Annotated in this window: 20 protein-coding genes; 8 read left to right on the top strand and 12 right to left on the bottom strand. The window is 63.1% G+C overall.

Features of this window, described 5'->3' with window-relative positions:
• The first annotated feature begins 218 nt into the window (after positions 1–218).
• Entirely contained in the window at positions 219–1,013 is a 795-nt protein-coding gene (locus FJV83_RS24350; protein WP_064990804.1) for a response regulator, read from the top strand.
• Here FJV83_RS24350 and FJV83_RS24345 read toward each other — a convergent pair.
• Positions 992–1,273, bottom strand: a complete 282-nt coding sequence (locus FJV83_RS24345; protein WP_142885698.1) for a hypothetical protein — start codon at positions 1,271–1,273, stop codon at positions 992–994. The genes FJV83_RS24350 and FJV83_RS24345 overlap by 22 nt on opposite strands.
• A 41-nt stretch (positions 1,274–1,314) precedes the next feature.
• Here FJV83_RS24345 and FJV83_RS24340 point away from each other — a divergent pair, with 41 nt between their 5' ends.
• The 5 genes from FJV83_RS24340 to FJV83_RS24325 all read left to right on the top strand — a co-directional run bounded on the left by FJV83_RS24340 (position 1,315) and on the right by FJV83_RS24325 (position 3,775).
• Positions 1,315–1,479: a DUF1328 domain-containing protein gene (locus FJV83_RS24340; RefSeq protein ID WP_010911886.1), complete on the top strand. Its 165-nt coding sequence runs from the start codon at positions 1,315–1,317 to the stop codon at positions 1,477–1,479.
• A gap of 189 nt (positions 1,480–1,668) precedes the next feature.
• A complete protein-coding gene (locus tag FJV83_RS24335; RefSeq protein ID WP_142885699.1) occupies positions 1,669–2,703 on the top strand; it encodes a sensor histidine kinase in 1,035 nt (344 codons plus the stop codon).
• Between the two features lie 112 nt (positions 2,704–2,815).
• On the top strand, positions 2,816–2,989 hold the full coding sequence (locus tag FJV83_RS36520; RefSeq protein WP_185973364.1) for a hypothetical protein: 174 nt from the start codon (positions 2,816–2,818) through the stop codon (positions 2,987–2,989).
• A 131-nt stretch (positions 2,990–3,120) separates the two neighbouring features.
• Positions 3,121–3,447, top strand: coding sequence for a hypothetical protein (locus FJV83_RS24330; protein WP_142885700.1), 327 nt, complete (start codon positions 3,121–3,123; stop codon positions 3,445–3,447).
• Positions 3,448–3,529: 82 nt separating this feature from the next.
• Positions 3,530–3,775, top strand: a complete 246-nt coding sequence (locus FJV83_RS24325; RefSeq protein ID WP_095772156.1) for a YMGG-like glycine zipper-containing protein — start codon at positions 3,530–3,532, stop codon at positions 3,773–3,775.
• 98 nt (positions 3,776–3,873) lie between these two features.
• Here FJV83_RS24325 and FJV83_RS24320 read toward each other — a convergent pair whose 3' ends face one another.
• The 4 genes from FJV83_RS24320 to xylF form a co-directional block, all read right to left on the bottom strand.
• Positions 3,874–5,514 carry a CHASE domain-containing protein gene (locus FJV83_RS24320; RefSeq protein WP_142885701.1) on the bottom strand — a complete coding sequence of 547 codons (1,641 nt, stop codon included), beginning with the start codon at positions 5,512–5,514 and terminating at the stop codon, positions 3,874–3,876.
• A 150-nt stretch (positions 5,515–5,664) separates the two neighbouring features.
• A complete protein-coding gene (locus tag FJV83_RS24315; protein ID WP_095787971.1) occupies positions 5,665–6,477 on the bottom strand; it encodes an ATP-binding cassette domain-containing protein in 813 nt (270 codons plus the stop codon).
• A 13-nt stretch (positions 6,478–6,490) separates the two neighbouring features.
• Positions 6,491–7,822 carry a sugar ABC transporter permease gene (locus FJV83_RS24310; RefSeq protein WP_095787972.1) on the bottom strand — a complete coding sequence of 444 codons (1,332 nt, stop codon included), beginning with the start codon at positions 7,820–7,822 and terminating at the stop codon, positions 6,491–6,493.
• A gap of 144 nt (positions 7,823–7,966) precedes the next feature.
• Complete coding sequence (xylF, locus tag FJV83_RS24305) at positions 7,967–9,007, bottom strand: D-xylose ABC transporter substrate-binding protein (protein WP_019861602.1); 1,041 nt, start codon at positions 9,005–9,007, stop codon at positions 7,967–7,969.
• Positions 9,008–9,280: 273 nt separating this feature from the next.
• Here xylF and FJV83_RS24300 point away from each other — a divergent pair, with 273 nt between their 5' ends.
• Positions 9,281–10,525, top strand: a complete 1,245-nt coding sequence (locus tag FJV83_RS24300) for an ROK family protein (RefSeq protein ID WP_095772152.1) — start codon at positions 9,281–9,283, stop codon at positions 10,523–10,525.
• A gap of 89 nt (positions 10,526–10,614) precedes the next feature.
• Positions 10,615–10,878, top strand: a complete 264-nt coding sequence (locus tag FJV83_RS24295) for a hypothetical protein (protein WP_095772151.1) — start codon at positions 10,615–10,617, stop codon at positions 10,876–10,878.
• Positions 10,879–10,966: 88 nt separating this feature from the next.
• Here the strand turns inward: FJV83_RS24295 and phoB are convergent, their stop codons facing one another.
• From phoB to FJV83_RS24260, 7 genes are all read right to left on the bottom strand, one after another.
• Complete coding sequence (phoB, locus tag FJV83_RS24290) at positions 10,967–11,656, bottom strand: phosphate regulon transcriptional regulator PhoB (RefSeq protein ID WP_006328038.1); 690 nt, start codon at positions 11,654–11,656, stop codon at positions 10,967–10,969.
• Between the two features lie 19 nt (positions 11,657–11,675).
• Entirely contained in the window at positions 11,676–12,383 is a 708-nt protein-coding gene (phoU, locus tag FJV83_RS24285) for a phosphate signaling complex protein PhoU (protein WP_010911897.1), read from the bottom strand.
• 25 nt (positions 12,384–12,408) lie between these two features.
• On the bottom strand, positions 12,409–13,212 hold the full coding sequence (pstB, locus tag FJV83_RS24280) for a phosphate ABC transporter ATP-binding protein PstB (protein WP_095772150.1): 804 nt from the start codon (positions 13,210–13,212) through the stop codon (positions 12,409–12,411).
• Positions 13,209–14,060, bottom strand: a complete 852-nt coding sequence (pstA, locus tag FJV83_RS24275) for a phosphate ABC transporter permease PstA (protein ID WP_095772149.1) — start codon at positions 14,058–14,060, stop codon at positions 13,209–13,211. The genes pstB and pstA overlap by 4 nt, the downstream gene beginning before the upstream one ends.
• A gap of 3 nt (positions 14,061–14,063) precedes the next feature.
• Positions 14,064–15,047, bottom strand: a complete 984-nt coding sequence (gene pstC / locus FJV83_RS24270; RefSeq protein ID WP_095772148.1) for a phosphate ABC transporter permease subunit PstC — start codon at positions 15,045–15,047, stop codon at positions 14,064–14,066.
• A 66-nt stretch (positions 15,048–15,113) separates the two neighbouring features.
• Positions 15,114–16,169 (bottom strand): phosphate ABC transporter substrate-binding protein PstS, encoded by a 1,056-nt coding sequence (pstS, locus tag FJV83_RS24265; protein WP_095772147.1) that lies wholly within the window; start codon positions 16,167–16,169, stop codon positions 15,114–15,116.
• A 516-nt stretch (positions 16,170–16,685) separates the two neighbouring features.
• Positions 16,686–20,855 carry a PAS domain-containing protein gene (locus FJV83_RS24260; RefSeq protein WP_142885702.1) on the bottom strand — a complete coding sequence of 1,390 codons (4,170 nt, stop codon included), beginning with the start codon at positions 20,853–20,855 and terminating at the stop codon, positions 16,686–16,688.
• Positions 20,856–20,980: the final 125 nt, after the last annotated feature.

Below are 20,980 nucleotides of genomic sequence, written 5' to 3'. Positions count from 1 at the left end.
TTCGCCCTTATATTCCCAGCACTAGGCCGCCCATACTCAAACTCAACACAAGCGGCACCTTCGTCTGGTTGCCCATCCCGACCCCAAACGCCGTTCCCGGCTTTTCGTTCCATACCGGCCGGAACTTTTTGAGAAAGCCCGCGTTGTATTAGTGGGGCTTGCGATCAGCTTGGCCTGCATTTCGGGCAATCGCGTCATACTGAGGGAGACGTCTTATCATGAGTTTATCCGCCACCATCGCACCGCACCTGCCGTTCCTGCGCCGCTTCTCGCGCGCCGTCTCGGGATCGCAAGAGAGCGGCGACGCGCTGGTCGCTGCGATGCTTGAGGCCATCATCGCCGATGTCGACATCTTCCCCGAAGCATCGAGCGACCGTATCGCTCTTTACAAGGTCTTCGCAAAACTTTTCACGTCCGTCGCCATCCGCGTGCCGCAGGAGCAGGCCCAATCGGCGTGGGAACAGCGCGCCGCCGCCAATCTCAACGCCATCGCGCCCCTTCCGCGCCAGGCCTTCCTGCTGGTTGCCGTTGAGGGTTTCAGCGAGGACGAGGCAGCCGAGATCCTTGACGTCGGCGACCAGCAATTCTCCGAGTTGCTTGCCCAGGCAAGCAACGAGATTTCCCGCCAGGTGGCGACCGATGTGCTCATCATCGAGGACGAACCGCTGATCGCCATGGACATAGAGGAGATGGTCGAGAGCCTCGGTCATCGTGTTGTTGGAACCGCGCGCACGCACGCCGAAGCGGTGACGATGTTCGGCAAGACGCGGCCGAAAATGGTGCTGGCCGACATCCAGCTCGCCGACGGCAGTTCGGGCATCGAGGCGGTCAACGAGATCCTGTCGTCAACCTCTGTGCCGGTGATCTTCATCACTGCCTTTCCCGAACGCCTCCTGACCGGCGAGCGCCCCGAACCGGCCTTCCTGGTGACCAAGCCGTTCAATCCCGACATGGTCAAGGCACTGATCAGCCAGGCGCTGTTCTTCGACCGTCAGGCGAAGGCCGCCGCATAGGTCGCTTCCAGCCGGGAAGCCAAACCCAAAGGCCGCCCGATGCGATGCGTCGGGCGGCCTTTTTTGGCAAAACGGACCCATCCGTCGCGAATTTCGCGGCGCTTTGCCTCGAGCGGTTCACCGGTTTCACGGAAACGGCGAGCTGCTCTAAGTTGTTGTTTTGGCGCAATTCCCAAGGGAAAGCGCTCACATTTTTCCTGGAATTGCTCTAACGGTTTGCAAGCATCGCCTTTTTCGGCAAAGGGTGGAACAAACCGCACCCACCCACGTTTTCCATGCAGCATTCGGAAGGAGATGAACCATGCTTTACTGGGCGCTCGTATTTCTCGTTGTGGCGATTATCGCCGGCGCGCTTGGTTTCGGCGGCATCGCCGGTACATCCGCCGGCATAGCGCAGATATTGTTCTTCATCTTTCTCGCCTTCTTGGTCATTTCGCTCCTGGCCGGCCTGTTCAGACGGGCGTGAGGCGAACGCTTCTTCGAGCGAACACTGGAAGCCGCACCCCTCAAACGGTTTCCAGCCACCGCCGGGCGGTATCCTTCAAAGGAGACCGTCCGGCGGACCGTTTTTAGGGGGATGGTTTCTCGGAAACTTCATTTGGGAACCCATTTCATAGTGAGCCGTTCAGCGTGAGTTGAGTGGACAGATCGGCCGATGCGTTCCAGGAGTGAAGATAAGACGGAAGGCGCACGGAGCGACGAAGTCATCGCCATGCATCCGGCCGAAAGTGGCATGCAGCTTGGCCGGGCGCTTCTCCACGCGCTACATAATGCCGGCATTTCCGTCCTCTATCAGGACCGCGACATGAAAACCGTCTGGGCCCGCAATATGCGCGCGCCCTGGATTTCGGACAGCTCCGACGGCAATGGCATCCTGCCGATGGCGCAGGCCGACCGCATCAGCACCGCCAAGCGCGACGTGGTCGCCACCGGCAAGCCGGAGCGCCTTGAGATCAGTGTCCCGGTCGAAAACGGCGTACGCTGGTTTCAGGTTTGGGTCGATGCCGACCGGGGCGACGTCGGCGACGTGCAAGGTGTCGTCACCACCATGGTCGAGACGACCGAGCAGAAGCGGCGCGAACAGACGCTGACGACGCTGCTGCGCGAGGTCAGCCACCGCTCGAAGAACCTGCTGGCGATCATCCAGAGCATCGCGACGCAGACCGGTCGCTATTCCGACGGCATCGGCGACTTCCTCACGCGCTTTCGCGGCCGGCTGCAGTCGCTCTCCTCCTCCCAGGATCTGGTGACATCCTCCAACTGGCGAGGTGCGGCCCTTCATGAACTGGTGACGAGCCAGGTCGGGCGCTATGGGACGAACACATCGCACAGCCTTCGCCTCCGGGGTGCCAACCCCTATCTCAATCCCAATGCCGCGCTGCATATCGGCCTGGCGATGCATGAGCTTGCCGTAAACTCGGTCAGCTACGGCGCTCTCTCCCGGCCGGATGGATTCGTCGAAGTGACCGCCAATCTCGACATCATCACCCCTGGCGAGGTTACACTCTCGCTGACATGGGCCGAAGCCATCGGAACCAATGGCGGCCGGGGGAGTCAAAAGCGTTTCGGCAGCATCGCGCTGGAGCGGGTGGTGCCGGCATCCCTGAGCGGAACCGCAAGGCTCGACATCGCGGACGGCCGCCTTGAATACCGTCTTGTCGTCCCACACAGCAATTTCGAGACGCACTGAACGGCCGGCGCAATCAACGATCCTTAACCGGCTGTTCACCATAAGGGCAGATGCTGTTTTACCCAGATGCCGCTGCAATCCGCTGGGTTGCGGCACGGTATGGGAGGAATGCTTGACGGTCACCGACATGAACAGACTGGAACAGGCTGCCCGTGTTTCGATGGGCGAATTCCAGGATCCCGAAGCGTTCGCGGAGCCGCTTACGCCGCATCACACATTGCTGTGGGGCATCGTCCTGGCGGCAGCCTCGACAATTCTCCTCATCGCTATGTTCCAGCTGACCTGACCGAATCCCCTGCTGGCAACAGTGCGCGCTGTTAACCGTTTGCAGCGCCGGGCACTATTCGCATGTCACGCCGCCCGCTCAGGAACTTTTGGCCGATATGGGCCGTTGTTGTGGCGAGAGGACATGTCGCCATGGAACACATCGCTGCATTGTTGCTTGTCATCGGCTGCAGCAACTCGATGACCGATTGTTGTGAGCTTCAGGTGCCGGTGAGCATTTTCGAAACCGCCGACGAATGCACTGCCGAACGACCGTTTGCCATGGGCGACGTGCAGGGGCAGGCGCAGCACATCGTCGCCAGATGTCTCGCTGTCGATCCAGCACTTGAGGATGACTACGACCAGGTCGTCTGGAAGGTGCGTCCCGACGGGAGCCTCGACGCCTCTCTTGCTATTTCCAGCCTTGTCATGGCATCGAATGCGGTGCGCCCAGAAAAAGACTATCTTAGCCAAGAATAAATTCGCGCGGCAAAGGCCGTCATTTCATGCTAAATGACTGCTGGAGCTTACCAAAGTGTGGACACAAGTGAGGAGTGACTCAATGCGGAAGATGATTATTGCCATGGTTGCGGTGGCCGCTCTCAGCGGCTGCACCACCACCGAGCAGGACGTGGTTGGCGGCGGCTTGATTGGCGCCGGCGTCGGCGGTCTGGTCGGTGGCGGCAAGGGCGCGCTGATCGGTGCGGCTGTCGGTGCCGGTTCCGGCCTGCTGGTGCGCAACCTGCGCAACGGCTATTGCCAGTATCGTGATCATCGCGGCCGGATTTACACGGCGCGCTGCAACTGATTCGGCGACAGTCGAAACTTCGATCCGGAGGCCGGTCCGCCGGCCTCCGGATTTTCCACGTATGGGCGTGTCGTTTGCCATCGCCCTGAATATTCGTCTCAGCCTGTCAGCGGAATTTTGATTTCCACCTTCAGACCGTCGGCCTGAAAATCGCGCCTGATCGTGCCGCGCAATTCGCGCGTGACGTTGAGGTCGATCAGCTTGGTGCCGAATCCGGTCTCGGCCGGCGCCTCGACTTTTTTCTTCCCGGCCTCCCGCCAGTTCAGCACCAGTGTCCGCTCCCGCCCGCGCCCTTCCACCGACCACTCGACCTTGAGCGCCCAGTCGCTCCTAAGCGAATTGGCGGAATTGCCGGCTTCGCCATATTTCAGCGCATTGGTCGCCAGCTCATGGAAGGTCAGGCCAAGCGCCTGCGTCGTGGTCTCGTCGAGCAGCACCTCCGGTCCCGACAACAACCCCTCGGGCAGGTCCTTGCCGAACACCTGGCCAAGCTCGATGCGGAGGAGGTCTGCGAGATCGGCCTTCTGCCAGCGCGAGCGCGTCAGCATGTCCTGGGAGGCTGCCATCGCCTGCAGCCTGGCCGAAAAAGACGCCGAAAACTCGTTGACGTCGGTCGCCCGCGACGCCGTCTGCCGCGCGATCGCCAGCACCCGGGTGATCGAATTCTTGATGCGATGCTTCATCTCCTGCAGCATCAGATCCTTTTCGAGCAGGCTCTTTTCGGTCGTCTCGTGCAGGCGCGAGGCCGCCTCATAGGCGCGCTCCTGAAAGCGCGCCACCAGCGCGATGGCGCCCGCCGCGAGCAGGCCGAACAGCCCCAGCATCATCGGGATGGCGCGCGACGAAGGCTGCGAGAAGGCGCTGGTCGGCCGGAACAGTACAGTCCACGGGCGGCCGGCTACCGTGATCTTGCGGGTGACCAGCAGCCGGTCGCCAAAGGCGGAGGCCGGCGGCGTCTCCGACCGGAACAAGAGATTGTCGCCGTTCACCGCGCCGTCATAGATCTCGGTGTTGACCGGCAGCAGCGGCGCGCGGCTGAGCGCGATCTGGAACAGGTCGCTGGCCCGGAAAGCCGCATAGAGAAAGCCCGCGGTCGAGGATCGTGATGCGTTGATGACCTCCGGCGCGGTTTCGACGTTGAGCCGCACGATAACCAGAAAGCCGGGGAAGGTCTGTTTCGCGCCTGTGCCCTGGCCCAGTTGCACCAGCCCGCTCGCATGCTGGCGGTCGTCGGCCATCGCCTTTTCGATCGCCGCGCGCCGCACCGGTTCGCTGAACATGTCGTAGCCGATGCCGCTCTGGTTGGACGGATCCAGCGGCTCGAAGAGCATGATGGGCGCACGCCAGGGCTGCGTCGTGTCCGGATAGACCGGATGGCTGGCGCCAAAATCGTGCAGGATGTCGCGTTCGACCGCCGCCTCGTCACCTGTCTTGACCAGCCTGAGGAATCCGATGCCACGCAGGCCGGCGAAATTGTTGTCGATGTCCAGCGCGTTGAAAAACGCCTTGAACTCGCTCTGAGAAATATCCCCATTGCGGGCGTCGAACAGGGCCTGTGTCGACCGCAGCAGCGACAAATGCAGGTCGATACGGCTCTCGATCCGGTTGAGGGCGTCGTCGGCCGCCGCCTCGAACTTGATGCGGGAGGCTTCCTGTGTCGCGAAATAGGCGAACCCCGCCATGGTCATGCTGATCAGCGCTACGGCGATGAACGCAACGATTGGAAAGAGTTTCTTCAACGGATGATGCGGTCCATGAGCAATACCGGACCTTTATGGGCAAGTCATCAGGCCAACACAATGGCAAGGCCAAGCCATCGTGATCACTGGCATATCACGTGAGCGGCAACCGGCCATGCCGATCAGCCCCTTTCGGGCCGTCGGCAGGCCTCAGGCGGCGATCTTCAGCGCACCCGGCCCGGGGATGGCGCCCGGAGGACATTTGCCCAGGATGATCATGCCGAGCACCTCGTCCTGGGTGACATCGGTGGTACGAGCGGTGCCGACGACCTGGCCGTTCTTCATCACGCAGACCCGGTCGGCCAGCTCGAAGACATCGTGGATGTCGTGGCTGATCAGGAAGATGCCGATACCATCGGATTTGAGCTGCCTGACCAGTTCGCCGACTTGCGCCGTCTCCTGCGGACCAAGGGCTGCCGTCGGCTCGTCCATGATCAGGATGCGGGCGTTGAACAAGATCGCGCGCGCGATCGCCACAGACTGGCGCTGGCCGCCCGACAGCTTGATCACCGGCTCCTTGAAGCGCTGGAAGCGCGGATTGAGTCGGCCCATCACCTTGCGCGCCTCGGCCTCCATGGCAACGTCGTCGAGCGTGCCCCAGCCGGTCATCAGCTCGCGGCCGAGGAACAGATTGGCGGCGGCGTCGACATTGTCGGCCAAGGCGAGCGTCTGGTAGATGGTCTCGATGCCGTATTTCTTGGCGTCTCGCGGGTTGGAGATCGAAGCCTCCTCGCCATTGACGAAGATCTGGCCGGCATCGCGCTTGTAAGCGCCCGACAGGATCTTGATCAGCGTCGATTTGCCGGCACCGTTATGGCCGAGCAGCGCCACGACCTCGCCGGGGAAAAGATCGATCGAGGCATCGTCGACGGCGCGGATGCCGCCAAAGGCGATCGAGATGTTGCGCATGTCGATCAGCGGCGTGCCAGCGGGGGCAGTTGTGGGAGCGATTTTGTCGGCCATGATCGTTTCTCCCCTAAACCCGCTTGCGATAGACGGTGTCGAGCCACACCGCGATGACCAGCACGGCGCCGACGACGATGCTCTGCAGCGGTGAGTCGATGCCGAGCAGCACCATGCCCGACTGCAATGACTGCATCAGAAGCGCGCCCAGCATGGCGCCCATCACCGTGCCGGAGCCGCCGGCGAGCGACGTGCCGCCGATGACGGCGGCGGCAATGACCAGAAGCTCGTCCAGCGTGCCCAGCGCATTGGTCGACGCGTTGAGCCGGGCCGACGAGATCGCCGCGCTGACCGCGGCCAGCACGCCCATGATCATGAACACCTTCATGGTCACCCAGCGGGTGTTGATGCCGGCAAGTTCGGCCGCCTCCGGATTGCCGCCAATGGCGAAAACATAACGGCCGAAACGCGTGCGCTTGGTGATGAAGGTCATGATGATGCCCACGGCCACCGCCATCAGCACCGGTATGGCAATGCCATGCGCGATGTACAGCCCGCCTTCGGGAACGGTAATGCCGTTCTGCTGGGCGTACTGGCGCACGATGCCGATCGGCCATGGATAGGAATTGGCGATCCAGACGGCGCCAAGGATAGCGGCGCAGGCAACCACGCCAAGCAAGGTCTCGGCCCAAACGGGGCGCAGCGGAAAGTGGAACCGCTTGCGCTGCGACCTGCCGTTGAGCAGCATGAAGGCGACCGCCACACAGGCGACGACACCGACGATCCAGCTGGCGGTGGCGCCGATCGAGCCGCGTGGTCCGCCGCCCATCAGCTGGAAGGTCGTGTCGAGCGGCGCGACCGTGCGCCCGCTGGTGATCAGCCATGCCATGCCGCGCCAGACCAGCAGGCCGCCCAGCGTCACGATGAAGGCCGGGACCTCCATATAGGCGATGATGAAGCCCTGGAACGCGCCGATCAGCAGACCAAGCGCCACGCCGGCCGCCAGCGCGATGATCCAGAGCCAGGGGTTTCCAAGCTGGAAACCGACGACGCGGATCAGGAATTCGGCCTGCGCCACGCCCATGATCATGCCGATCACACCTTCGACGGATCCGACCGAGAGGTCGATGTTGCGCATGACGATAACCAGCACCATGCCTGTCGCCATGATCGCGACCGACGAGGTCTGCACCGACAGGTTCCACAGATTGCGCGGCGTCAGGAAAAGCCCGCCCGACAATATGTGGATGCCGACCCAGATGACCAGCAGCGCGCCGATCATGCCGAGCATGCGCGTATCGAGCTCGGTAGCCTTGAGGAACCGTCCGACGGCGCTGAGTTCGGATGCACGCGCCCTGTCTGCTGCCGTGCTGCCGACCGGTTGATTAGAGGTCGTGTCGGTCATGCTGTCCTCCCACCGGTTTACCGTCTGGCGCGGGTACCGAACATGGATGCTATTTGCTTTCCGCGGTCATTTGAAGCGGGAAGCCCCTTGAGAAACGCCGCGGCTTTTGGGCCGCGGCGTCGATATCGAACGGTATTGCGCCGTTTAGTTGCAGGCGGCGACGCTGCCGGCGGCAACGCCCGCGCAGACTTCGTCCTTCTTGATCCAGCCGGCATCGATGACGACGTTGAGATTGTCCTTGGTGATGGCGACCGGGGTCAGGAACAGCGACTTGACGGTGTTGCCGCCAGGCGTCGTGAAGTCCTTCACACCGGCGATATCGGTCATCTTCTTGCCGTCGGCCAGCTGCGAGGCGATCTCGGCGGCGTTCTTGCCGAGTTCGCGCGCGTCCTTCCACACCGACACGGTCTGGGTGCCGAGCGCGATACGGTTCAGCGCGGCATGGTCGCCGTCCTGCCCCGAGACCGGCACGGTGCCAGCAAGCCCCTGCGCCGTCAGCGCCGCGACGACGCCGCCGGCGGTGCCGTCATTGGCCGCGACGACCGCGTCGACCTTGTTGTCGTTGGCGGTCAGGAACTGCTCCATGTTCTTCTGGGCGTTGGCAGGCAGCCAGCCGTCGGTATAGGCCTCGCCGACATTCTTGATCTTGCCGCTGTCGATGGCGGCCTTAAGCACTTCCATCGAGCCTGCGAACAGGAAGTCGGCATTCGGATCGGCGCCCGAGCCCTTGATGAAGACATAGTTGCCTTCCGGCTTGGCCTTGAACACCGCGCTGGCCTGCAAACGCCCGACTTCCTTGTTGTCGAAGGTCAGGTAGAAGACGTCCTTGTTCTCGATCAGGCGGTCATAGCCGACGACCGGAATGCCTTCGTCCAGCGCTTTCTGCACGGCCGGGCCGATGGCCGAGGCATCCTGGGCCAGGATGATCAGCGAATTGGCGCCCTGCGAGATCAGGCTCTCGACATCGGTAAGCTGCTTGCCGGGATTGGACTGCGCGTCGGCGGAAATGTACTTGTCGCCGGCGGCCTCAATCGCCTTCTTCATGGCGGCCTCGTCGGTCTTCCAGCGCTCTTCCTGGAAGTTGGACCACGAAACGCCGATGACCTTGTCTTTCGCCTGCGCGACCGACGCAAGCGTCAGCGACATGGCGACACCCGCCAGGATGGCGGCCGTGAATCTCTTCATGATATTCCTCCCTGCGCCGCGTATGGCGCGACCAAACTGGCCCTAAGGCCGGCACAGAGGCCCTATTTTTTCGAGCCTCGAAAAAACACTGATCCAACACCGGAACGCTGTCAACAACGATTCTGATGGATTTTGATGTCCCTCTGAATTTTTTTCGAGCTTCGCAATAAATAAATGACAGCACCGGCCGCTTCTGCCAGTATTTGACCGTGTCGCCGGCAGCGTTCGAGGGAGGCCGGAAGAACCGCGGCGACCGGGAGGATGTGAAAAAACATGTCGGTCGGAATCCGCCACGACGATCTGCGCCGGCGCAACCGCGCGATGGTGATCGCGGCCGTGCGCCAGGCTGGCCGGCCCTCACGCACCGAGATCGCCGCGACCACCGGCCTCAGCCATTCGACCATATCGGCGATTTCCTCAGACCTGATCGGCGAAGGCATCCTGGCCGAGGGCAAGCCGAGCGAGGCCGGCGCGCTGAAACGCGGCAGGCCGCAGGTCGGCCTCGGCCTCACTCCGGAGGCCGCGGCTGTGATGACCGTGGTGCTGTCGCTGAATTTCCTGTCGGTCGCAGTCATCGACTATGCCGGCCAGGTGATATCGGAAGAACAGCGCCGGCTGGACACGCTGACCATGTCGCGCGAGGCGCTGATCGGCGAATGCGTGGCCATCGTAAGGCGGCGCCTCGAGGATCCCGACATTGACGTGCGCAGCGTCGCCCGCATCGCGTTGGCGATCCAGGGCATCACCGATACCGAGGCCCGGGCGATGCTGTGGTCGCCGATCACGCCGCAGACCGACATCGCCTTCGCCGACATACTCGAAGCCGAGTTCGGCATCCCCGCCACCATGGAAAACGACTGCAACATGATGGCGGTGGCGCTGCGCAGGCGCGATCCCGAGCGCTACCGCGACGACTTCATCGCCATCCTGCTTTCGCACGGCATCGGCATGGGGCTGGTGCTGAAGGGCGAGCTGTTCACCGGCACCCATTCCTCGGGCGGCGAGTTCGGCCACATGATCCATCGGCCCGGCGGCGCGCTCTGCCGCTGCGGGCGGCGCGGCTGTGTCGAGGCCTATGCCGGCAATTACGCCATCTGGCGCAATGCCAGGCAGCTCGGCGAGGACACCGAGCCGGTGGCCGATGTCAGCGACGCGCAGATGCGGGCGCTGGCCGCGACGGCACGGGAACGGGACGGGCCCGAGCGCGAAGCCTATCGCAAGGCCGGCGAGGCACTGGGTTACGGCCTCGGCAGCCTGTTCGCGCTGATCGATCCGGCGCCCGTTGCCATGGTCGGCGTCAGCGCCGCCGCCTTCGATCTGATCGAGCCGGCATTGCGCGAGGCGATCGCCCAGACCGCCGGTGGTCAGCACTCGGAATCGATCTCCTTCGACACCGAACCGAACGAACTGCCGCTGATCCGCGAAGGTTGCGCCATGCGCGCGCTGACCTTCGTCGACCAGGAGATTTTCGCGCCGGGCGTGCAGGCAAGAACGGGTGCCGGAAAGAACGTTGCCTGACGGTCAGGGCGAAACTCGATCATTCTGAACGACCGCGTTCGGCCCGTTGCGACATCAATTGGCAATGTGTCTGCCTGTATGATCTGCTGATGTCCCGTTCGTTGGTGATCAACTTCAACATAGATCAGGCCGAGTTTTACGGCCTCGTCCATCGTGTTCGCAACTTCGGCGAGGACGTCTACCGCTTCCTGCGAACCAACGGCTGGGGCGAAATTATTATCGGCGAGGTCGACGCGGCCACTACGCAGCTGATCATTCGAGACATCAAACATTCAAAGCTCCAGCGCGTTGCTGTATGGGTCGAAGAGGAGATGAGGCGGCAACATCTGTTGGGAGAAGTCGAAGTCCGCTGATCACCCTCTTCACGGCATTGGCGACTACCTGCTGATTGGAGTTTCGATCTTGGAGCCTCATCCCGATTTTATCGGGATGAGGCAAGCTCTAGTCTTCCCGGATCGCGTAGCCCGCCCCACGAATGGTACGGATGACATCCGGCATGCGACCATTGTTGACCGCCTTGCGCAACCGGCCGACATGCACGTCCACGGTACGCTCGTCGATGTAGATCGTCTCGCCCCAGACATTGTCGAGCAGCTGGCTGCGCGAGAACACGCGGCCAGGATGGCGCATCATGAATTCGAGCAGGCGGAATTCGGTCGGCCCGAGCCGGATCTCGCTCTTCTTGCGGTAGACCCGGTGCGATTCACGGTCGAGCACGATATCGCCGACCTTGAGCACGCTGGACAGCACTTCCGGCTTGGCGCGGCGCAGCAGCGCCTTGATGCGGGCCATGAATTCCGGCGTCGAGAACGGCTTGACCAGATAGTCGTCGGCGCCGGTGGAAAGCCCGCGTACACGGTCGCTTTCCTCGCCCCGCGCGGTCAGCATGATGATCGGCAGCCGCTCGGTCTCGGGCCGCATCCGCAATCGCCGGCAGAGTTCGATGCCGGATACCGCCGGCACCATCCAGTCGAGCACGAGCAGGTCGGGCACGTTCTCCTGCAGGCGGATTTCGGCTTCGTCGCCGCGTGTCACCACCTCGACCTGGTAACCCTCCGATTCCAGATTGTAGCGGAGGAGCACGCCGAGCGGCTCCTCGTCCTCCACCACCATGATGCGTGGTGCGATCATCGGTTGGTTACCCCTGCGCTCAGGCCGCCGGCGCCGACATCGCCGTCTCGTCCTGTTTTGGACGGTTGGCGGGCAGCTGCGTGCCGGTCAGGACATAGTACGCATTCTCGGCGATATTGGTCACGTGGTCGCCGATGCGTTCGAGATTCTTGGCGCAGAACAACAGATGCGTGCAAGCCGTGATGTTGCGCGGATCTTCCATCATATAGGTCAGCAGTTCGCGGAAGACGGAGGTGTATTTGACGTCGATGCGCTCATCGTCGGCGCGCAGCTTCGCCAGTGCCGCGGCATCGCGCGCCGCATACTCCTCGATGACGCCCTGCACCTGGATCAGCACCAGCTGCGCCATGGCGTCGATGGAATGCGACAGGTCGCGCGGCGTGGCGCTGAGGCCGACAGTACCGACGCGCTTGGCGATGTTCTTGGCAAGGTCGCCAATGCGTTCGAGGTCGCCGGCCATGCGGATCGAGCCGACGACATGGCGCAGATCGTCGGCCATCGGCTGGCGCTTGGCGATCAGCGTGATGGCGCGGTCGTCGAGTTCGCGCTGGCGCGCATCCATGATGGCGTCGTCGGAGACGACGCGCTGGGCGAGCGCATTGTCGGAGTTCAGCAGCGCCTTGGTGGCGCCGCCGACCATCGAGCCGGCGAGATCGCCCATGTCGCTGATCAGCCTGCTGATCTGTCCGAGATCCTCGTCGAAGGCTGCGACTGTGTGTTCGGCCATGATCCTGGTCCTCGTATGCGTGCGATCAGCCGAAGCGGCCGGTTATGTAGTCTTGCGTGCGCTTCTCGCGGGGCGACGTGAAGATCTTCTCGGTGCGGTCGAATTCGACCAGTTCGCCCAGATACATGAAGGCGGTCTGCTTCGAGACGCGCGCCGCCTGCTGCATGTTGTGGGTGACGATGACGATCGTATAGTCGGCCTGCAGCTCGTCGATCAGCTCCTCGATCTTGGCGGTCGACAGCGGGTCGAGCGCCGAGGCAGGCTCGTCGAGCAGGATGACTTCTGGCTTCACCGCCACGGTGCGGGCGATGCACAGCCGCTGCTGCTGGCCGCCCGACAGGCTGAGGCCGCTAGCATTGAGCTTGTCCTTGACCTCGGTCCACAGTGCCGCGCGCTTGAGCGCCTGCTCGACGCGGCCGTCCATCTCGGCCTTGCTGATCTTCTCGTAGAGCCTGACGCCGAAAGCGATGTTCTCGTAGATCGACATCGGGAACGGCGTCGGCTTCTGGAACACCATGCCGATCTTGGTGCGCAGCAGGTTGAGGTCCTGCGAGCGGTCGAGAACGTTCTGGCCGTCGAGCAGCACCTGGCCCTCGGCGGTCTGCTTGGGATAAAGCTCGTAGATGCGGTTGAAGACGCGCAGCAGCGTCGACTTTCCGCAACCCGACGGGCCGATGAAGGCGGTGACGCTGCGCTCGGGCAGCGACAGCGTGATGTCCTTCAGCGCCTTCGACTGGCCGTAGTAGAAATTGAGGTTCTTGACCTCGATCTTGGCCTTGGTCGCCGCCTCTGCGGCGATCGTCATGTCTGGAGACAACATCTGGCTCATTTGTCCTCTCTGCGTCCGGTCAGGCTGCGCGCAAAGATGCTGAGCGCGAGAACCGTCAATGTGATTATGAGTGCACCGGTCCAGGCCAGCTGCTGCCATTCCTCATAGGGGCTGAGAGCGAACTGGAAGATGGTGACAGGCAGGCTGGCCATCGGCGCGTTGAGATTGCTCGACCAGAACTGGTTGTTCAGCGCCGTGAAAAGAAGCGGTGCGGTTTCGCCGGAGATGCGGGCGATGGCCAGCAATATGCCGGTGACGATGCCCGAAAGCGCGGCACGATAGGCAACCGAGCGGATGACCACCCAGCGCGGCGCGCCGATCGCGGTGCCGGCTTCGCGCAAGGCGTTGGGCACCAGGTTGAGCATGTCCTCGGTGGTGCGCACGACGACGGGGATGACCAGGATGGCGAGTGCCACGGCACCGGCGATCGCCGAGAAATGCCCCATCGGCCGCACCATCAGCTCATAGACGAACAGGCCGATGATGATCGACGGCGCCGACAGAAGGATGTCGTTGATGAAGCGGACCACCGTGGTGAGCTTCGAGAAGCGGCCATATTCGGCCATATAGGTGCCGGCCAGCACGCCGATCGGCGTGCCGACGATGATGCCGATGATGGTCATCACGATGCTGCCGTAGATGGCATTGAGCAGGCCGCCGGCGTCGCCGGGCGGCGGCGTCATTTCCGTGAAGACCGAGAGGGAGACGCCGGCCAGGCCCTTGTAGAGCAAGGCGCCAAGGATCAACGCCAGCCAGGCAAGGCCGATGCAGGCGGCGATGACGCACAGCGCCATCATCACGCCATTCTTGCGCTTGCGGCTCTGGTGAAGCGATGCGGCTGTCGACATCGGTCAGGCTCCCGTGCGGGCGTCGATGCGCATCAGCATGTAGCGGGCGATGGCAAGGATCAGGAAGGTGATAACGAACAGGATGAGGCCGAGCGCGACCAGCGAGGAAGTGTAGAGGTCGCCGACCGCTTCGGTGAATTCGTTGGCGATGGTCGCCGAGATGGTCGTTGCCGGCGCAAACAGCGACGTCGAGATGCGGTGCGCGTTGCCGATGACGAAGGTCACCGCCATCGTTTCACCGAGGGCGCGGCCGAGGGCGAGCATGACGCCGCCCATGATGCCGATGCGGGTGTAGGGAATAACGACCCGGCGCGTGACCTCCCAGGTCGTGCAGCCGATGCCATAGGCCGATTCCTTCAGCACCGACGGCACCGTATCGAAGACGTCCTTGGTGATCGAGGTGATGAAAGGCAGAATCATGATGGCCAGGATCATCGCCGAGGTCAGCAGGCCGATGCCGTAAGGAGGGCCTGCGAACAGGCTGTTGAGGCCCGGAATGCCGTGGAACACGCTGATGATGAAGGGCTGCACCGTCGTCTGCAGAAACGGCGCCAGCACGAACAGGCCCCAGATGCCGTAGATGATCGAAGGGATGCCCGCCAGCAGTTCAACCGCCATGCCGATCGGACGCCGCAGCGGGCGTGGGCAAAGCTCGGTGAGGAAGATGGCAATGCCGATGCCGAGCGGCACGGCGATCAGGATGGCGATGGCCGAGGTGATGATGGTGCCGTAGATCGGTGCCAGGGCGCCGAACTTCTCCGTCACCGGGTTCCAGCTTTCGCTGGTCAGGAAGGAAAAGCCGAAGGTCGACAGGGCTTGCCAGGAACCGGCAAACAGCGAGATCGCAACGCCGCCGAGCAGGACCAGCACCAATATCGCGGCGGCGCGGGTTGTCGCGTGGAAGATTGCGTCGGTCAGTGCGAACCGTCGAACGGTGGCATCGCGCGAACTTCTAACGGCTGGCAAGGCTTCCTGGACAGCGCTCATGTCAAGCTCGGCTCTTTCGGTTGAAGGAAAAGGAGCGCCGCGGGCGCGGCGCTCCTTTGGAGGATGTTACTCGCCAACGTAGACGGGCTTGCCGCCGGCCTGGATGTCGGCCTTCCACGAAGCCTTGACCAGGTCGACGACGCTGTCGGGGATCGAGACGTAGTCGAGCGCCTTGGCGGTTTCCTTGCCGTCCTTGTAGGCCCATGCAAAGAACTTCAGGGCTTCGCCGGTGGCAGCGGCATCATCCGGAGCCTTGTGGATCAGGACCCAGGTCGAGGCAGCGATCGGCCAGGTGGTGTCGCCGGGCTCGTTGGTGATGATGACGTTGAAGTTCTTGGCGCCCTTGAAGTCGGCATTCGAAGCGGCAGCGCCGAAGGATTCGAGCGACGGCTCGACGACCTTGCCGGCTGCGTTCAGCATCTTGGAGTAGGACAGGTTGTTCTGCTTGGCATAGGCGTATTCGACGTAGCCGATGCCGCCGTCCGTCTGCTTGACAGTGTTGGCAACGCCTTCGCTGCCCTTGGCGCCGACGCCCGTCGGCCATTCGACGGCGGAGTCCGAACCGACCTTGTCCTTCCAGTCGGGCGAGAGCTTCACCAGATAGTTGGTGAAGTTGAAGGTGGTGCCCGAGCCGTCCGAACGATGCACGACGGCGATCGCGGTCGACGGCAGGGTGAGACCGGGGTTCAGCGCCTTGATCGCGGCATCGTCCCAGGTGGTGATGGCGCCGAGATAGATCTGGGCGAGCGTCTTGCCGTCGAGGACGAGTTCGCCCGGCTTGACGCCGGTCAGGTTGATGATCGGCACGATGCCGCCCATCACCATCGGGAACTGCACGAGGCCGTTCTTTTCCAGATCGGCGTCGGACATCGGCTTGTCGGTGGCGCCGAAGGTCACGGTCTTGGCGATGACCTGCTTGATGCCGCCGCCCGAACCGATCGACTGATAGTTGAGGCCGATGCCGGTGTCCTTCTTGTAGGTGTCGGCCCACTTGGCGAACACCGGATAGATGAAGGTCGAGCCAGCGCCGGAAAGATCAGCTGCGATGGCTGCGGAAAGGGTGAAGGTAGACGCTGTAGCCATTGCGATCGCAACGGCCGCCGAGCGGATGAAATGTCTCATGTGGCCTGCTCCTGTTCGGAAGATGGTCTCTCGGCGCCATTCCAAACCAGCGCCCGCTGAGGCCAATAGCCTTGGATTATTACAGTCGCATGACAGTTTCGTGTCAGCCCGGTAACGCGTCGCCGGCTGTGCAAAAGGCGGTCGCGTCGGATGGCCGTGGCCTGATCCGGGTTTGCGCCCGGAATCAGGGACTTGAGCCATCCACCGGCCGGAGCCGCCGCCGGATTCGACGGGGCTTTCTCGGATGAAGAAAATCCGGACGGGAGCGCGTTGCTCAAGGCCAGAGCGTGTCATGGCCGGGCCATCGCCAAAAACAGGTCCGTTGGGGTAGGTTGACGCTGTTTGTTGCCGGCGGTCGCTGCTCCCGCCCGTAACTGCAAGGGCGGAATTCGATTTTGCCATTGTCCCGGCTCGGCGCCGGCTTTGGTATGGTGCGATCGCACCATAGGCATTGCACGCAGGGGTAGCAGCATCATCCGCGATTGATTCGGATCCTTGGAACCGGGCGACGCCGGGCTATCCCGCGTTGCGCTGGACCTGGCGGCCGGCGCCGAGCCAGCGCTCGACTTTGTCCAGCAGGGCCCTGGGGCTGATCGGCTTGGGCAGATAGTCGTCCATGCCCGCCTCCAGGCAGCGTTCGCGATCGCCCTTGAGCGCATGCGCGGTCACGCCGATGATCGGCACATGCGTGCCGGTTTCCTGCTCCAGCCGGCGGATCGCGGCGGTCGCTTCGAGCCCGCTCATCTCCGGCATCGAGACATCCATCAGGATCATGCATGGATTGAGCTTGCCGAAAGCCTCGAGCGCCTTGCGGCCATTGCCGACGATCTCGAAACCATGGCCGGTCTCGCCAAGGATCTGGGTGAAGACCATCTGGTTCACCTCATTGTCCTCGGCCACCAGTATATCCAGCCTGTGTCCATCACCGCCAGTGACGGGCAGCCGAGGCCGAACCGGCGGCGGCTGCAATTGCGCGCGTTGTTCGGACAGCGCCAGCGGCGGCGGCTGGGGAGCATTGGGCCTTTCGGCTGCGAGCGGCTGGACGGCCTGGCTGTCCGTGGCGTGGCGATGACGCTGGATAGTCGCCACCAGCGTCTCCAGAAGCACCGAGGAGCGCGCCGGCTTGATCAGCTGGGCGTCGATGCCGAGATCGCGGTAGCTGGTGTTGGCGAGCGACTGGTCGACCGAGGTCAGCATGATGATGGGCGTGTCGGCTAGGCCTTCGGTGCTGCGCACGACACGCGCCATTTCGGCGCCGCTCATCTCGGGCATCTGGTAGTCGAGCACGACGCAATCCACACGCACGCCATAGGCGGCGGCCGCGATCAGCACCTTGAGGCCCTCCGCGCCGCTTTCGGCCGCGCAGGAATCGAACGTCCACGAGGTCATCTGCTCGGTCAGGATGGCCCGGTTGACGGCATTGTCGTCGACGATCAGCACGCGTGCGCCCGTCACATCCACCGGCATGATGCGCTGCCCGCTCTGTTCGGCCCTGGGCAGCGTCACGGTGAACCAGAAGGTCGAGCCCTTTCCCTCGGCGCTCTCGACGCCGATGGTGCCGCCCATCAGTTCGACCAGCCGTGAGGTGATGGCAAGGCCAAGCCCGGTGCCCTCGTGCCGCCGTGTCGAGGAGGTGTCGACCTGGCTGAATTTTTCGAACACCAGCTTCAGTTTTTCCTCGGGGATGCCGATCCCGGTGTCGGTGACCGAGATCGTCAGCCTGGTTCCGGTCGGAACCCTCTCACCGGTCACGTCGACCAGCACATGGCCTTCGTCGGTGAATTTCACCGCATTGCCGACCAGATTGGTGACGATCTGCCGGATGCGGCCGACATCGCCGATGAACAGGCTTTCGAGCCTCGGCTCGACACGCACGATGAGTTCGAGATCCTTTTCCTTGGCGCGTGTCGACACCAGCGTCGCCACGTCCTCGATCGCCTCGGCAAGGTTGAAGGGCGCCGGATCGAGCACCATCTGGCCGGCATCGATCTTGGAGAAATCCAGGATGTCGTTGATGATCGTCAACAGCGCGTTGCCCGACTTGACGATGATGTCGGTGAACGTTTTCTGCTTGGGATCGAGATTGGATTTGGCCAGGAGTTCAGCCATGCCCAGCACACCGTTCATCGGCGTGCGGATCTCATGGCTCATATTGGCGAGGAATTCCGACTTGGCGCGGTCGGCGAGCACGGCACGCTGGCGCGCCTCGCTGAGCTCCGCCTCGCGCATTTTCAGTTCCGTGATGTCGGTGGTCGATCCGATCAGGTAGAGCGAACCGTCCGACGCGATCATCGCGCCCTTGCGCGCGAACTGATGCCTGACGCTGCCGTCGGCAAGCCGCACCGTCTCCTCGACCTCCTGGGTGTCGCCGGTGCGCAGCACGGCGAGATCGCCGGCCACGAAAGCCTCGCCGTCCTCCCCGAAAATCTCGATGTCGGTCTTGCCGATCGCATCTTCCCTGCTGAGACCGGTCAGATCGCACCAGCCCTTGTTGACATAGAACTGCCTAAGATCGGAGCGCTTGGCGTAGATCGACACCGGTACATTGTCGATCAGGCTGCGGAACACCTCGTTCTCGCGCATGCTCTCTTCCAGAGCCTTCTCGCGCGCCTTGACGTCGGTGATATCGGTGCTGGAGCCGACCAGATGCACCGATCCGTCTGTCGCCACCAGGCGGCTCTTGCGCGTCATCAACTGCCGCACCGTGCCGTCGCTATGGGTGACAGGTTCTTCGACCTCGAGGCCCTTGCCGGTTACGACGACCTGGGTGTCGTCATGGCTGTAGCCTTCCGCGTCTTGTGTGCCGAACAGCTCACGGTCGGTCCGGCCGATGACGTCTTCCTTGGCGATGCCGGTCAGCGCACACCAAGCCTTGTTGACGAATTCGATGCTCAGGTCCTGCGCCTTGATGAAGGCGGCCACCGGCAACTCGTCCATCACGTGGCGGAAGAGATCGATCTGGCGCATCGAGTCGCGCAGCGCCGCCTCGCGGCTCTTGATGTCGGTGATGTCGACGCGCACGCCGATGAACGTCCCGTCATCGGTGCGCATGTCGTAGACCTGGTACCAGCGTCCATCGGCATTGAGGCGCTCGTAGGAAGAATTCGGCAGGTGGTAGCGGGCCAGTATGCTGTCGAGCCAGCGTTCGGGTTCGACCCCGTACAGCCTGTCGATCCCGGCATCGCCGCTCGAGCGGAAATAGCCGACCGACTGGCCGAATTCCAGCGCCTCGCGGAAGCTGCAGCCAGGCTGCCAGAAGGGCTTCAGCGCCGGCAGCGTGTCCTGCAGTTTGCGGTTGGCGAAGACGAACTTGTCGTCGCGGTCGTAGATGATGACGCCGGCCGGCAGCGATTCCAGCACGCTGGCTAGGTACTTGCGCGCGTCCTGTGCCTCGGTCTCACGCCCCTTCATGTCGGTGACGTCGACATAGGAGATGAGCCGCTTGCCGCCGGGCAGCGGTGCCAGCGACGCGACAAGCGTGCGCCCGTCATTGTGCGGCAATTGTCTGGAGCCGGCGACGCCGGCCCTGATTTCGGCTTCGCGCTCGGCGGTATGACGTTGCCAGGCAGCGTCATCGGCGCCGTAAGGGTCAATGGCGCGGCTGGCTTCCATGAGTTCGCGAAAGGCCGAGCCGATCCCGGCGCGGCCTGGATCGATCCTCCAGAAGTCGTAGAAGGCGCGATTGATGACTTCGGCGCGCATATCGGCATCCAGCACGAGAACACCGATCGGCATCTCATCGACCATGGTGCGGAGATTGACGAAGGTCTCGGCGATTTTGGCGTTGGCGCCTTCGATCTCGGCGTCGCGACGCTTGAGTTCGGTAACCTCATAGTAGGTCAAGAGCCGCTTGCCGCCGGACAGCGCCGTCACCGAGAACATCATCGTCCTGCCGCCGGCATGGACAAATTCGCGAGGCGCGACGGAGCCGGCGCGAATCTCCTCGATACGGCCGGCGAGGTAGCGCTGCCACTGCTGTTCGTCGATATCGCCATAGATGCCGTTGCGGCGGTTGAGTTCCATCAACTGGCTGAAGGGAGCGCCAACGGTTACAACCCCGTCCGGAATGCTGGACAGGTCGCGATAGGCCTTGTTGACGATCAGCGTGTCGAGCTTGCCATCGAGCAGCACGACGCCCATGTGCATGGCGTCCATCGTCCGTTCGAGGTCGGCAAGATGCCGGTCGGGATCGCTGCCCGACGACCGGTTTTGCTCCATGGTCTCGAAGGCGCCGGCCAATGCGGTGACGTTGCGGCCTATGCCGCGGTAGCCGGCAAATTTTCCTTCGTTGTCGAACCGTGGGAAGCCTGACGTCAGCACCCAGCGGCAGGCGGCGCCGCCTCCCTTCAGTTCATAGACGAAGTCGCGGAACGGCCGGCGCGCCTGCAGGTCCTCCAGATGCGCCGTCGCGCTGTGGTTACCCTTCAGGACCTGATTGAGGAAATCGAAGCGGAACCGACCCAGCACATCAGCCGGATCGATGCCGGTGGCCGCCTGGTAGGTGGGTGAAAGCCAGGAGAACCGCAGTTCGGCATCGGTCTCCCAGACCCAGTCCGAGCCTGCATCGAGCAGTTGGCGAAGCGCGTCGGGCGAATCCATGTCCGCGCGTGGCGGCGCGTCGCCGCGATGCACTGGCTTTTCGGGCCCACGCTTGCCGCGCGCGCCGACTTCGTCCGCTTCCGCCATCCTGTCCCCACCCCGAAAATCAAGGCCGAACCCTCCCTCCGCGGTTCGTCGGCGGAATGTGCCCGAGAAGCATTAACGATCCGCTAACCTTAACGGCGCAACCGGCACACTCTTCCTGCGTTATT

Source organism: Mesorhizobium sp. WSM4307, assembly GCF_007003945.1.
GTDB lineage: Bacteria > Pseudomonadota > Alphaproteobacteria > Rhizobiales > Rhizobiaceae > Mesorhizobium.
This window is presented reverse-complemented; position numbering and strand designations above follow the sequence as displayed.

Coding starts and splice junctions, on each gene's coding strand:
- FJV83_RS24350 (WP_064990804.1), top strand. CDS start 219: ATGAGTTTATCCGCCACCATCGCACCGCACCTGCCGTTCCTGCGCCGC.
- FJV83_RS24340 (WP_010911886.1), top strand. CDS start 1,315: ATGCTTTACTGGGCGCTCGTATTTCTCGTTGTGGCGATTATCGCCGGC.
- FJV83_RS24335 (WP_142885699.1), top strand. CDS start 1,669: ATGCGTTCCAGGAGTGAAGATAAGACGGAAGGCGCACGGAGCGACGAA.
- FJV83_RS24330 (WP_142885700.1), top strand. CDS start 3,121: ATGGAACACATCGCTGCATTGTTGCTTGTCATCGGCTGCAGCAACTCG.
- FJV83_RS24325 (WP_095772156.1), top strand. CDS start 3,530: ATGCGGAAGATGATTATTGCCATGGTTGCGGTGGCCGCTCTCAGCGGC.
- FJV83_RS24315 (WP_095787971.1), bottom strand. CDS start 6,477: ATGGCCGACAAAATCGCTCCCACAACTGCCCCCGCTGGCACGCCGCTG.
- FJV83_RS24310 (WP_095787972.1), bottom strand. CDS start 7,822: ATGACCGACACGACCTCTAATCAACCGGTCGGCAGCACGGCAGCAGAC.
- xylF (WP_019861602.1), bottom strand. CDS start 9,007: ATGAAGAGATTCACGGCCGCCATCCTGGCGGGTGTCGCCATGTCGCTG.
- FJV83_RS24300 (WP_095772152.1), top strand. CDS start 9,281: ATGTCGGTCGGAATCCGCCACGACGATCTGCGCCGGCGCAACCGCGCG.
- FJV83_RS24295 (WP_095772151.1), top strand. CDS start 10,615: ATGTCCCGTTCGTTGGTGATCAACTTCAACATAGATCAGGCCGAGTTT.
- phoB (WP_006328038.1), bottom strand. CDS start 11,656: ATGATCGCACCACGCATCATGGTGGTGGAGGACGAGGAGCCGCTCGGC.
- phoU (WP_010911897.1), bottom strand. CDS start 12,383: ATGGCCGAACACACAGTCGCAGCCTTCGACGAGGATCTCGGACAGATC.
- pstB (WP_095772150.1), bottom strand. CDS start 13,212: ATGAGCCAGATGTTGTCTCCAGACATGACGATCGCCGCAGAGGCGGCG.
- pstA (WP_095772149.1), bottom strand. CDS start 14,060: ATGTCGACAGCCGCATCGCTTCACCAGAGCCGCAAGCGCAAGAATGGC.
- pstC (WP_095772148.1), bottom strand. CDS start 15,047: ATGAGCGCTGTCCAGGAAGCCTTGCCAGCCGTTAGAAGTTCGCGCGAT.
- pstS (WP_095772147.1), bottom strand. CDS start 16,169: ATGAGACATTTCATCCGCTCGGCGGCCGTTGCGATCGCAATGGCTACA.
- FJV83_RS24260 (WP_142885702.1), bottom strand. CDS start 20,855: ATGGCGGAAGCGGACGAAGTCGGCGCGCGCGGCAAGCGTGGGCCCGAA.